Source organism: Microcoleus sp. A6-C6 (genome assembly GCF_036705955.1).
In the GTDB taxonomy this organism is placed as follows: domain Bacteria; phylum Cyanobacteriota; class Cyanobacteriia; order Cyanobacteriales; family Microcoleaceae; genus Microcoleus.
The window spans coordinates 36,714-49,768 of the sequence record NZ_JAUBVR010000006.1; the positions used below are offsets into that span (position 1 = coordinate 36,714).

General features: G+C 45.3%; 11 protein-coding genes. 8 read left to right on the top strand and 3 right to left on the bottom strand.

What is annotated here, in order from left to right; translation table 11 throughout:
- Positions 1–70 precede the first annotated feature (70 nt).
- The gene (locus QUB52_RS04450; RefSeq protein WP_332973833.1) at positions 71–1,324 is read right to left on the bottom strand and encodes a CCA tRNA nucleotidyltransferase; all 1,254 of its coding nucleotides are present in this window, start codon (positions 1,322–1,324) and stop codon (positions 71–73) included.
- Between the two features lie 108 nt (positions 1,325–1,432).
- Here QUB52_RS04450 and QUB52_RS04455 point away from each other — a divergent pair, with 108 nt between their 5' ends.
- The 8 genes from QUB52_RS04455 (at position 1,433) to QUB52_RS04490 (ending at position 9,772) form a co-directional block, all read left to right on the top strand.
- A complete protein-coding gene (locus QUB52_RS04455) occupies positions 1,433–1,681 on the top strand; it encodes a Ycf34 family protein (RefSeq protein WP_106148769.1) in 249 nt (82 codons plus the stop codon).
- Positions 1,642–1,869, top strand: a complete 228-nt coding sequence (locus QUB52_RS04460) for a hypothetical protein (RefSeq protein ID WP_265234967.1) — start codon at positions 1,642–1,644, stop codon at positions 1,867–1,869. The genes QUB52_RS04455 and QUB52_RS04460 overlap by 40 nt, the downstream gene beginning before the upstream one ends.
- Positions 1,870–1,883: 14 nt before the next feature.
- Positions 1,884–3,593: a serine/threonine-protein kinase gene (locus QUB52_RS04465; RefSeq protein WP_332973832.1), complete on the top strand. Its 1,710-nt coding sequence runs from the start codon at positions 1,884–1,886 to the stop codon at positions 3,591–3,593.
- 2 nt (positions 3,594–3,595) lie between these two features.
- Positions 3,596–4,267, top strand: coding sequence for a tRNA (adenosine(37)-N6)-threonylcarbamoyltransferase complex dimerization subunit type 1 TsaB (gene tsaB / locus QUB52_RS04470; RefSeq protein ID WP_332973831.1), 672 nt, complete (start codon positions 3,596–3,598; stop codon positions 4,265–4,267).
- 283 nt (positions 4,268–4,550) lie between these two features.
- Positions 4,551–5,174: a DUF3859 domain-containing protein gene (locus QUB52_RS04475; RefSeq protein WP_332973830.1), complete on the top strand. Its 624-nt coding sequence runs from the start codon at positions 4,551–4,553 to the stop codon at positions 5,172–5,174.
- A 33-nt stretch (positions 5,175–5,207) separates the two neighbouring features.
- Positions 5,208–7,043, top strand: coding sequence for an asparagine synthetase B family protein (locus tag QUB52_RS04480; protein ID WP_332973829.1), 1,836 nt, complete (start codon positions 5,208–5,210; stop codon positions 7,041–7,043).
- A gap of 188 nt (positions 7,044–7,231) precedes the next feature.
- A complete protein-coding gene (locus QUB52_RS04485; protein WP_332973828.1) occupies positions 7,232–8,470 on the top strand; it encodes a diaminopimelate decarboxylase family protein in 1,239 nt (412 codons plus the stop codon).
- 9 nt (positions 8,471–8,479) lie between these two features.
- Positions 8,480–9,772, top strand: a complete 1,293-nt coding sequence (locus tag QUB52_RS04490) for a hypothetical protein (protein WP_332973827.1) — start codon at positions 8,480–8,482, stop codon at positions 9,770–9,772.
- Positions 9,773–9,995: 223 nt separating this feature from the next.
- Here QUB52_RS04490 and QUB52_RS04495 read toward each other — a convergent pair whose 3' ends face one another.
- Both QUB52_RS04495 and QUB52_RS04500 read right to left on the bottom strand, forming a co-directional pair.
- Complete coding sequence (locus QUB52_RS04495) at positions 9,996–11,750, bottom strand: asparagine synthetase B family protein (protein ID WP_332973825.1); 1,755 nt, start codon at positions 11,748–11,750, stop codon at positions 9,996–9,998.
- A 225-nt stretch (positions 11,751–11,975) separates the two neighbouring features.
- Entirely contained in the window at positions 11,976–12,800 is an 825-nt protein-coding gene (locus QUB52_RS04500) for an SDR family NAD(P)-dependent oxidoreductase (protein ID WP_332973824.1), read from the bottom strand.
- Positions 12,801–13,055: the final 255 nt, after the last annotated feature.

Below are 13,055 nucleotides of genomic sequence, written 5' to 3' on the forward strand. Positions count from 1 at the left end.
TGGGATGTGAATTACAGATGGTTTGTGAACCTGCCCCTAGCAATATTGTTGTTGCGATATTTCCCAAATATCAATCAATTTCAATCAACTCGGCTGCCAGTTTCAGCGCATCTTCGCGAGTGGCAATTCTCCCTTCTACCCGCGCTAATTGAATCTCCATTAATAATTGACCGATGCGCGGACTTCTGGGAATATTCAACGATTCCATTAACTCATTGCCGCTAACTAATTGGGTGGGATGAGCGATAATGTCATCAGCATCGAGGTAGCGATTAATTAAGGGTGAAATTTCATCAACCGCAACTCCCGCCGCTAGGGCTAAAACTGCTAAAACTGGAAATACTATTCCTACATCGCGAAACAAAAAATACTGTTCTCGTAAAGACATTTCCGCAATTGGTTCTGCTTGCAATTTGGGTAAATATTTCAAAAGCCCGATCGCACTTTTGATCTCTGCATTGCTATACTTCAACCGCAGCAACTCTGTTTCAGCGATTATCGGGTCGGAATTTGCTAAAATAGCCAACTTCCCAACTGCCAACAACGGCGTTTTAATTGTATCTCGAATCGATCGCCCAAATTCTCTACCCAACTCTGGATAAATTGCCGCCAAATCAGCAGCACAGGAGTCAATTTTTGTCAAGATATCAAAACGGTCGATCGCACTTTCAAACCAAATCGAAAACAAACCATCTTCGCAACCCTTACAAATCCAAGGAACACCGTGATTATTGCTCAACAAATAACCCAATTCCGTCCGCACCCGTTCCACCGCCACCCGACTCAACAACGGCGCTAATTCTCGAATCGCCGATTGTGTTTCCGGCTCGATCGCAAAACCCAACTGCGCCGCTTGACGGTAAGCTCTTAATAGCCTCAGCGGATCATCTTCCAAATTCGATCGCGAAATCATCCGCAGCAAACCCAACCGCAAATCAGTTTGACCGTCCACAGGATCGATGATTTCTCCAGTAAAAGGATTGCAGGCGATCGCATTTATCCGAAAATCCCGGCGCCACAAATCCCCCTCCAGACTCCCCCCGAAAGCCTCCGCAAAATCCGCCGTACCGCCCGCAAACACCACCCGCGCAATCTGTCGTTCCGCATCCAACAACACAAATCCGGCTTTTGTGCGATCGGCAATTTTTCGAGCAGTCTTCACCGCCCGTGTTAGCATAACGAAATCCAAATCAAAATAGTGCGATCGGCGCCCCAGCAGCGCATCCCGCACCGCGCCGCCCACCAAATAAGCAGGCGGTGTCAACAGTTCCAAATCGAACGGCCAAGTCTCAGGAGATAACGCAGTTGGCAAATTAATCGGCATCGCAACAAAAATCTACTTTCCTTACAAACCATTAAACTCTTGCTAAGCTAGATTAACAGAAAGCTCAGAATTAACCAATCTTTTTGAAATGCACAGAGGATATCAAGAATGTGTATTTGTATTAACTGCCACTATGTAGACCGCTGCTTCACCTACCACGCCGTAGAAGGACAGCACGAACAAATCCACCTCACCGAAACACCCGATTTCGACCCCGTAGAACCCACTATCAACGTCAACATCCGCCCCCGTCAAGACGAAATTGAAATGGAATGGGATGTAGTTGGCTGTGAAAGTTTCAAGCAAGAGACCGGTAAATGGGCAAAAATGCGGCCCGGCGAACTCGTACCGACTTAACGAAGAAGGAAGAAGGAAGAAGGAAGAAGGAAGAAGGAAGGGGGAAGAAGGAAGAGGGAAGAAGGAAGAAGGAAGAAAATAAAACCTGCTGCTTTCTTGTTTCTTCTTTTTCCTCACTTACAAATTACCAATTACAAATTACAAATTCTAAAATCCTCAATTCCCCCAATCTAAAATCTAAAATCTAAAATCTACAATCAAAATGTCCTATTGCTTAAACCCAACTTGTCAGAATCCGCAAAATTCAGGGGATGCAGAATTGTGCAAAAATTGCGGATCGAAATTGTTGCTAACTAACGAACAATCGCCATCAGCATCTCGCTACCGTACCATAAAGGCGATCGGACAAGGAGGTTTTGGCAGAACTTTCCTAGCAGTTGATGAAACCAAACCCCTGATTTTTTCCCAGTGCGTAATCAAGCAATTTTTACCACAAAACACCGCAGCCGAAAAAGCCGCCCAACTATTTCACCAAGAAGCCGCCCAGCTAGAAACCTTGGGGAAACATCCCCAGATTCCAGAATTAATCGCGCATTTTGAACAAGACGGGAGACAATACTTAGTACAAGAATTTATAGACGGCAAAAACCTAGCCCAAGAATTAGAACAAAAAGGAGCATTCACCGAAACTCAAATTCGGCAAATCCTCAACGATTTATTACCAGTGCTCCACTTCGTCCACAAATCCAAAGTTATTCACCGCGATATCAAACCCGACAATATCATTCGCCGCCGACTATCTCCAGCCCCTTTACCCGCCTTAGAAAATTCCTATCAACGCTCTCCTTTCCAGAAAGATATCGTTTTAGTAGACTTTGGTGCAGCCAAAAAAGTAACAGCAACCGGATTGCCACAAACTGGTACAATTATCGGCAGTGCTGCTTATACAGCCCCAGAACAATTGATGGGAAAAGCAGTTTTTGCCAGCGATATCTACAGTTTGGGTGTTACTTGCATTCACTTGCTGACTCACATTCCTCCCTTCGACTTATTCGACAGCGCCGAGGATTCTTGGGCTTGGCGCAATTATTTGAAGAGTGCTGTTAGCGACGATTTCGGCCGCATTCTCGATACGATGCTCCAAAGTGGCACCAATCGACGCTACAATTCAGCATCCGCAGTCATCCGGCAGTTGAACCCCAAGCCGGTGTATTTAGAGGGGCAGCCTGTGCTGAATGCACCGGAAACGCCCGCAGAACGGATAGTTACACCTGCGCCCGGTGTGTCGCTTTTCACTCGCCAACAGCAAGCCGAAATTCAGCAAGCTTTACAAGATGCGATCGCCCCGTACAATGTTAAAATCCAAGTCAGTCAAGCCAAGCAAAAGCTCAATATAGTCATCAACAGAACCGAAGACAATCCCGTTCACTATCCGCACTTGTCGCAAATAATTGCCACCAGACTCACCGATTTGCAGTTAAAAAAAGTCGCAACCATTAAGCTTTTGGGTAGAGTCAACAATTCTCGCGTCCCCGAGTGGAAGGAAGTATTGCAAATCGATCCCAAGATTCAATTGAGAAACAAACTCCTGCGGCTGCAACACAATCAATTAGCCAAGAAAATCGCCCCAGTTGCCACCCAAGAATTTTGGCTACCGAAGTTAAAAAATACGGATTTCTGGATCGATTCGCTAATGTTTGCTTTGGTTTGGTTTATCTTTGGCTCTCAGATAGTCATTTTTAATTCTTGGTTCGCGCTGATAGTTGCTTCAGGTTTTATGGTGGTCAAACATCAAGTTTCCCAAAATAAAGAATTTGCGAATAAAAATTTATTTGCCAGTTTAGTAGTCTTATTTTTGATAACAGGTGGGATGGGGAACTCAAGGATTTTAAACACTGGAATATTTGGTATTCTTTTAGGTTGCTTAGTTGTAGTTCTGCCGCTGTTTTTTGTTAAGGAAAATTATCAGTAATCGTGAATAGCAATCCCCCAGACGGAACATCAGTTAAAAAATACGGTTTAGCCCTGCACACGGCAACTCCCGAATTAGGTTTAGCAATCAGCAATTTTGACGGCGATTCTCGCTACCAAACTTGGAATTTGGGCCGCAGTTTAGCCACAGATTTGCATCAGCATTTAGTAGAGTTTATCGCGCCGCAAACTTGGGCAAATTTGGCTTTTATTGCAGTGGCGAAGGGGCCCGGAGGTTTCACGGGCACTCGCATGGGTATGGTGACAGCGCGGACTTTGGCTCAACAATTGAATATTCCGGTTTTTGCGGTTTCAACTTTGGCGGCTGTTGCTTGGTTGGAACCCCCCCAACCCCCCCTTGATAAGGGGGGGCTTTTGGATATCGCGCTGCAAATGCCTGCACAGCGGGGGCAATTATTTGGGGCGGTTTATTCAGTTAACAGTAATTCTGGTTTAACTGAGTTGTTTCCAGATACGGTAATGACGGCGGAATCTTGGCAGGAAAAGTTGGCAAGTTGGGAAAATTCCTATCAGTTGATTGAAGTTGGCAGCGAGTTGGGTGCGTCGGTTTCTGGTGTGTTGGATTTGGCTTATTTGGAGTGGAAACAAGGAAGTCGCCCTAATTGGTCGGATGCTTTGCCTTATTACGGGCAACATCCTGTGCAGGGAAAATGAATATTGGGAATTGGGAATTTCGCAATTAGTCTATAGCGGTTCTCAAAAAAGTGAGGAGAGCCTCATGCCCTATGCCCTATGCGCTATGCCGTTCGCGTACCTCATCTTTCTGAGAAAGGCTATATATTGCAACTCAACATACATTTAGGATGGTGAAAAATCAATTATGACTTTTATGAACTAAAACTTATGACATTTATGAATTGACTTTAAGCTCAGTCTGTTTTAGGATTTTAATTAATTGGTGTTAGTAAGTCGCATAAAGACTACCCCGTCTTAATATATGGAAAATCGACTGACTCAAACTCAACTAACGCAAATAGTAGCTGAAGTACAACGCCTTTCTAACGTCCGGGAAGCTGAACTTAATTCCGCAGAAGTTACACAAATTTTGCAGGAATTGGGCTTGCCGACCGAGTTGCTAGATGAGGCTTTAATCCAGTTGCAGCGTCGGGAAGCACTGGCACAGCAGCAACGCAGGAATCGGTGGATTGCTGGAGGATTGGCTGCGGTGGCTGTGGGGGCGATCGCCATTACCGGATTTTTCATTCAACAAAGCCGACAGGCGATCGATCGCATTTCAGTGCAACAAAACCGCATAACTTCCGTGCAAGATGATGGCGGCAACTTGACAGTTGTTTCCCGCCAAAACAATCCCGAAATCTTTTACCGCGTCACCTTAAAGGATGCACCTTTAGGAAAAAAACTCTCGCTATCCTGCGATTGGATCGATCCCAGCGGTCAAGTTGTCAAACAAAACAGCTATCAAACTCGCGAAATCGACAAATCTATCTGGAATACTCAATGTCGTTACAAAATTGGTACTGCGGCTACTCCCGGAAAGTGGCAAGTTAAAATGTTTGTTGAAAATCGGGCGATCGGCAGTACATCCTTTGAAGTTAAATAATCCTTAAAAACTCGCCTATGGATAAATTTTAACATGAAAATTACTAACAAACCGCGTCAATTTGTAGGATACTGGGGCTGCGATTCTCGCGATAAATTGGAAGCGCGGCTGGCGAAACTTATCAGCAAATCTGGCGGAGAAATCCCAGTGCAAAAAATCGAGAATTCGTCTAATTTGTCCGCCGCAGGAAACGAAAATCACCCAATTTGGAATGTAGCGAGCACCGAGTGCGATCGCCCGCAGCACTTGCCAACCCAAAAAAGTGATAAAACTTGGCAAATCGCTGCCCTCTCAGCCTCTGGACTATCGACGTATCCATCAACCAACGGTTTGCTGTTACCTGATGCCTGGGTAAACGTCCGCGAAAATTTCCTAATTTTAGGACGAGAACCCTTTGGGCGAGTAACACTTTACTGGACGCAAATCGAGCAGAGTATTTGGTTTGCATCGAGTTTACAACTGCTGTTAAATATTTGCAAAAAACCAGATATCAGCATTCCAGGTTTGTACGCTTATAGCTGTTTTTCCTATGTCCCAACTCCCTTAACTCCCGTAGAAAAGGTATTCGCAGTTCCCGCCGGAACCGAATTAACTTGGGAGTGCGATCGAGATAGCGGTGTTATTTTTAAACCCCCATCAAAACCCTTGTTAGAATGGCGAGAAATTTCAGAAGAAATACAAGACGAAGCAGCAGCCCTAACAGAATTACAAGACTTACTTAAAAATGCTGTTGAACGTCAAATTTCCGATATAAATAGCAATGAAACTGTCGGAGTATTTCTCTCAGGCGGTTTAGATTCCTCAATAGTCGCAGCTTTATTAGTCAAAGCCGGAGTCAAAGTCCGCGCTTATACTCTCGACTTCGGCGAAGCCGGAATTCCCGAATATCCTTGGGCTCAACAAGTGGCCGATTCGCTGAAAATTCCCTTAGTAAAAGTAGATGCTACGCCACGCCGGATTAAACAAGTTTTGCATTCTGCGGTGAAAGCTTTAGATTTGCCCTTTGGTGACGGAGTTACAGTCCCATTTTACCTGTTAAATGAGGCGGCGAGTCAAGAATGTGCGATCGTTTTTAACGGTGAAGGTGGCGATCAGTTATTTGCTGGATGGACGAACAAACCCCTGATTGCAGCGGCTGTTTATCAAGCAGCAAATCCCACCGGCGACCAAACTTTTGCCCTGCAATACCTGCGAACTTTTCACCGACTTTGGGGATATGAATCTAAAGTTTATCAGCCACAATTTAAGACTCACATTCAGGATTTGCAACCTCAAGATTGGCTGCTAGAGGCTCTTAATCCTGCGGTGGGCGGGTCTTTGCTGCACCGCCTCCGCCGCGCGAGTTTGATGCTGAAAGGGGCGCAGAACATCCATCCGCGCGCTACTAATTTGGCTTTGGCTTTTGGTCTGAAAGTGCGATCGCCCTTTTGCGATTTTGCCCTCACAGACTGGACGTTTAAACTGTCGGGAGAACTGTGTTTGCGAGGCGCTTGCGAGAAATACATCCTCAAACGGGCGGTAGAAAATTGGCTACCTGCGGACATAGTTTGGCGGGAAAAGCGCGGTATGGGCGTTCCCTTAACCTCCTGGTGTTTTAATGAATTTTGGCATGATATCGGCGATTGGTTGAATCCTGCCGTGTTCCAATCAGAGAAACACTGGCAACCCGATTTAGCCGCTCAAATTATCTCCGGCAAATTCGCAGCCGGAATTCAAGGCCGGCGCATTGGCGAGATGATTTGGCTGTTGGTGATGTGGCAAAATTGGCGATCGCAAATTCTAGGTGAAAAGGTGAAACACAAATCTTGGAATCATCCCTTTTGGTTGCCTCGCCAGGTTTGGAATTACCGCCAACGGTGGGCAGAATAAAATTCAATACAGTTTAATTAAGCCTGATCCCCCCTAGCCCCCCTTGAAAAAGGGGGGGACAAGAAATTACTCAAAGTCCCCCTTCTTAAGGGGGATTTAGGGGGATCTCCGGGGAATAAAGATCATTAACTAAACCGTATTGAAATAAAATAAACATTTTCGATTAAACAAACACCTGATTTACCATAATGCAAACAATTACCCATCGCAAATCAATCATCAAACAACCACCTTTCACTCTTTCGCTAGCCCAAGAGTTATTAGCCACCTACGGTTCGCCGCTGTACGTTTATCAAAGCGATATTTTGCGCCGGACAATTGCCAGAATTACTAACGCAATTGACTATACGCGAACTAAATTTTGTTTTGCCAGCGTCACCAACGGTAGCATCGCCCTGCTGCAAATATTTCGGGATTGCGGATGGGGATTACACGCCAATACACCAGGAGATATTTATTTAGGAATTCAAGCAGGTTTTTCGCCCAAAAACATCGTTTACAGCGGCAGCAATCTGCACCGAGGCGAGATGGAACAAGTTCTAAAATGGGGAGTAAAAACTCTGAATTTCGACAGTCTCGCTCAATTGCAGTTGTGCTGCGAAGTGTACCAATCTCTCAGGGAAAACCAACAGGCTTTAGAACCGCCCAGTCTGGGTTTGAGGCTGAATTTGCCCGAATTAACCGGGGAAAGTCGCATTGGAGTGCGATCGGCCGAATTTCCCGCAGCAATTGCGATCGCGAAAACAGCCGGATTAAAGCTCAGTGGCTTGCATTTTTATCGCGGTACTGGCACTAATTCCACCGCAGCCTTTACTCAAGTAATCGATACGATAATTGCCACCGCGCAGCAATTACCCGATTGGGAGTATCTCGATTTCGGCGGCGGCTTTGGCTATCCTTACCAAGGCGGTATAGCGTTTGATTGGGAACTGTTTGGGGCAGAATTAAGCAGCAGAATTAGTCAATTAGACCGCGAAATTGAGTTAATAATTGAACCAGGAAGAGCCGCCATAGCAGGATGTGCTACTTTGCTCGCTCAAGTTGTTTCCACAAAATGGCAGGAAGCTAAACAAATTGTCGGTGTAGATACGACTGTTGCTAATCTTTCAGTGCCATCGGTTCATGGCGGTTATCGAGAGATTTGTACCTGGAATTGTCGGGATGCTCTACATTTTACTGATGTTTGTGGCAATACGACTTATTCGCGGGATTATCTGGGGAAAAACTGTCACCTTCCGGCTTTGGCAATTGGGGAAATTCTTGGTATTTTGGATGTGGGAGCTTACGGATATGCCATGTCGTCGCACTTTTTGCACCGCCCCAAACCTGCGGAAGTGCTGTTAGAAAATGGCGGTCATCGGCTAATTCGCCACAGAGAAGATTACAGCGTTTTGTTAGCAAATCAAGTTTTTTTGAACAATCAATAGGAGATTTTTATGAAGTGCATTAAATGCCAAACCGACAATAAGTTAAAAGAGCGCACAGCAAATGGCGGCCGCTGTAAAAAATGCAATCATAAGTTTGCTTTTGAACCAACTGCGATGACTGGTATAAAGGTAACTGACCCTATGTTTGCAAAGGCGATCGCCGATGTTTCTGTGAACGATACGCTATTTTTTACTCCCCGACAGTTATTTTATTTTTTAGATCAGCGATCTAGAGTACAAAATGAGAATCTGTTGGGCTTGGTTTATCAGTGTATGTTTTATAATTTTTGGTGCGGTTTTTTTGGTGTTATGTTTTTATTATTTCATGGAATGACAAATGAATTTATTTGCGCCATGTTCGCATTAAATAGTTTATTGTTAGCGGTATTTTTTGTTAAAAGTCGTTCTAGCAAATATTCATATAAACAACGCCAGACTTTTGCAAAAGTTTTGCAAATTTGGGGAGGAATAGTTCTGGTGTGCGGAATTGGCTTTAGTCAGTTGTTAAATTCCTCTGTAGTGCTTGTCGCTAGTTCTGCTATCGGAATCCTATCTATCTATTTTGGAAGCCTAAAAATTCCTAAAGTAACTCAAGAAGTTATTATTACAGACAGGCTGTTTCAAGACTGGATTAATAAGTGGAAAGAAATCAACTCCTCGATCGCAAAAATGCTGCCTTCTCCCCGCGATACAAATAAAAACGCTGCCGTCAGTCCCGATGTCAGCGCTTACAGTTTTGACAGATTAGTTGTGTGCGATCGCCCGGAAATTGCCCAATTTTTAATCGCCAACAATTTTCACTTTGAAAACAACTGTGCAGTCCTCAGCATTACCGGATATCCTCAAAGTATCTTTGATACAACGATGGAAATGCTGCGCCGCAATCCCGACTTAAAAGTGTACGCTTTGCACGATTGCAGTCCCAAAGGAATTGGTTTAGTTAACCATCTACGCACGAGTTCTAATTGGTTCCCAAATAACAGGGCGATAATTATTGATATCGGATTGTTACCGAAGCAAATTATGGCGGGTGGCGGCAGTATGTTGGTTATGAGTTCTCAGGAAAATGCACAAAATGCTGCACAATTATCAGCAGAGATTCGCCAAGATTTATCCGCTGAGGAATTGGAGTGGTTGGAATTAGGGAATTATGTGGAATTGGAATCGTTTACTCCTCAAAGATTGATTCAAATTCTGAATCGAGGAATTGCCGGCAGTCGAGATTTAGGCAGCGATGATAGTAGTTTAATTCTGCTAGGTGGTACGGATAGTTCTATCTATGTTGTTGATAGTTTTGGTTGAAGATGAGACGGCGGTTGAAACCGCGTCTACAAAAACGAAGAAGACAAGACGGCAGACAAGACGGCGGTTGAAACCGCGTCTACACAAACAATGTCCGCCTCCGCGGACTCAAGAGCATAATATAATTTTCACCGCGCATTCTTCAACCCGCGGAGGCGGGTTTCGTTTGTATAGACGCGGTTTCAACCGCCCGGTTTTCTACCGTTTCCCTACCGGAAAGATATTACTTATTACCTTGCAGCCAAAGTTCTAAACTCGTCAACAGCCACAACTTAACACCATAACGCCCCCAAGTATCTCCCTCATAATCTAACCATTGAGCAATTAAAGATTGATTAAAATAAGGAGCAATAGCAGCCCTTTTTGACAGCAGCAAACCCCTAGCCTCTCGATGCCAAAACTTCTTAAATCCCAACTGTACGGGAACCAGCATCCCGCTTTTGGGCCTGTCCAAAATTTGAGCCGGCAGCAAATTTGCCACCGCTTGTTTGAGCACAGCTTTCTCCACAACCCCGGACAATTTGTACTCAGGCGGAATTGTCATACTCAAATCCACGATTCGCTGGTCAAACAAAGGCGATCGCCCGTGCAAGCCCGCAGCTTGAGTCAAATTGTTCACTTTGGTCAAAATCTGGTCTGCCCCCTTAAACTTGATATTTAACGCCATTAATCGATTTAGATAATTGCCGCTAGCATTCAAATCCGCACTAAATACCGAAGGTTCTGTTTGCATCGCTGCCCAAATTTCCGGTTTTAACAATTGAGGTAAATCCGCCGCGCACTTTTGAAATGACAGCAAATATGCTGGTAGCGCATCCAGATTACTGACAGAATTGTACAAGCTATTCATTAGCATCGGTTGATTTTTGGGGCCGCCAAAACAGGGATCGCCACCTTCGCCGTTCAGAATAACTTCGACAGATTCCCGCGCCATTCTTCCTAATAGCAAGTTTGGCACTGTCAGCGGATCGCCGATCGGATCGTCTAAATATGCGATCGTCTCTGGTAACTTTTCCCACATATCCCGAAAGCTAATTTCTAAAATGTGGTGTTCAGTTTGGCAATGTTCGGCGACTAAACTGGAAAATTCTAATTCGTTGGCGCATTCTTCTCCAAAATGAATTGAGTAAGTGTGAATTGGCCGATCGCAAAATTGAGCAGCTAAGGCCGCGATACAGCTAGAATCTAACCCGCCGGAAAGAAACACGCCTACAGGTTGATTTGCTGGCAAATATTCTTGGACAATTTCATCTAAAAGAGTTCGCAATCTCGCGCCGTGCCATTCTAAAGATTGTGCGGCCTCGACAACTTGTTCTCGCAGTTCCCAGTAAGCCGAAATTGTCTCATCAGGGAAGCTTAAAACGCATCCTGGACGCAGTTCTCGGACTTTTTCCCAGAGGGTACGATCGCCCGGAACGAACGAACAACACAGGTAATCTCGCAGGGCTGTGAGGTCGATCGCCCTTGAGTGGTATTGTGCGATCGCCCGCAGTTGAGGCGCAATCCAGCGAGTCGCGCCAACATTAGTATAGTAGAGAGTTCGTGCGCCCGTGCGATCGCGCGCCAGCCGCAAAACCCGCGATTCCCTATCCCAAACTGCAAACGCAAACATACCCGCCAGCAGCGGCAAGCATTCAGCGCCCCAGCCTTCCCACAGTTGAGCTACCAATTGGCGATCGCACCCCTGCCAACTACTAGCAGAAATCCCCAATTTTTCCAGCAATTGCGATCGATTACTCAGCCAAATATCGCCAACAATCACAAATTTTTCAGAGGGGCTGAGAATAAGCTGAACACTTGGGTTAGAGCAAATAATCGCAATTTGACCTTCTCGCCACGCTGCATCATCTGCGATCGCGTCTATTTTCCCCCAAGCTATCCGCCAACTTGAGGCAAATTCAACCAGAGGACTTGGAGGAAATGAAGATTTTTGTTTCTGGCTACCTTTGTAATTAAGAAAAGATTTTATATTGTGCATTTTTGCCAACTTAATATTATTCCAAATAATATTAAGTTTAACAGAAATGTGCAATTATTAGCTTTCTTTCTTAGTCCGCGGAGGCGGACATCGTTTGTGTAGGCGCGAATTCCATTCGCCGACTAACTTTCTTTCTTAGTCCGCGGAGGCGGACATCGTTTGTGTAGGCGCGAATTCCATTCGCCGACTAACTCGCCGCCGAGTTAATCGGCGGCGAAAAAAGATTTATCGGCCGCTAGCTAAAGCCTCCCGCAATTTGCGATCGCCCCGCGACTTTTGTGAAAGTTGTGGAGTCGCCATCCGCAACACAAAATCCAGCAACCAAGGAGCAATTCGGTGACACCAAACCGCTAAATGACTTTGGTATCCTACCAAAATTTCCGGCGCATCTTTGTGCAAACCGGCGACAAGCGCTAGGGCAACTTTTTCGGGAGTTGTGGGCACTACCCAGCGAAATTGCTCCAAGTCTCGCACCATGTCCGTATCTGTTAGAGATGGTAGCAAAGCAGTGACTCGAACATTGTACTGAGTTAACTCGCTGCGTAAAGCTTGAGTGAATCCCAAAATGGCAAATTTGGTAGCAGAATAAGTTGCCATTGTCGGAGCGGCAATTTTGCCCATCAAGCTCGAAACATTGACGATTGTTCCGTCTTCTTGCGTCGCCATTCTGCGAGCTATCAAGCGGGTAATTGTGTAGGTTCCCAGCAAATTCAAGGCGATTTCTTCCTCGATTAACGGTAGCGGGGAACGCAAGAAAGACGCTTGGTGTGCAACGCCCGCACAGTTGACTAGCAGGTGAATTGGGCCGCAATCTCGCCAAGCTTGGGCGATCGCAATATTCACCGCTACTGACTGAGTTAAATCCAAGGCTAACGGCACTACTTCTGTACCAAAAACATCGATTTCCTCAGCCAATTCGATTAATTGCTTGCGGTTGCGCGCTACAATCACCAAGCGTTTGACTCCTTGTCTGGCTAATTCCAGGGCGATCGATCGCCCAATACCACGCGAAGCCCCTGTAACTAGAGCTGTTTTTCCTTGAAGTTGCATAGATTAAACCCTCTGGTTTTGATGCTCACCGCGGCACGGAGTTATGAGTTGTGAGTTATGAATTATCAGTTATGAGTTGAATATTTTCGCGGTAACAACTCAGAATTGACAATTTTGGCAAAGGCTATCTTGTTTCGATAGACCTAATTGATTTGTGGAGTTAACTCAAAACTCAAACCTTTTGAATCGTGGACGTGTGCGTGAGCTGAACTAAACTTTTGATTGACCATAAATCGATCTAAATCTGGTCAATCA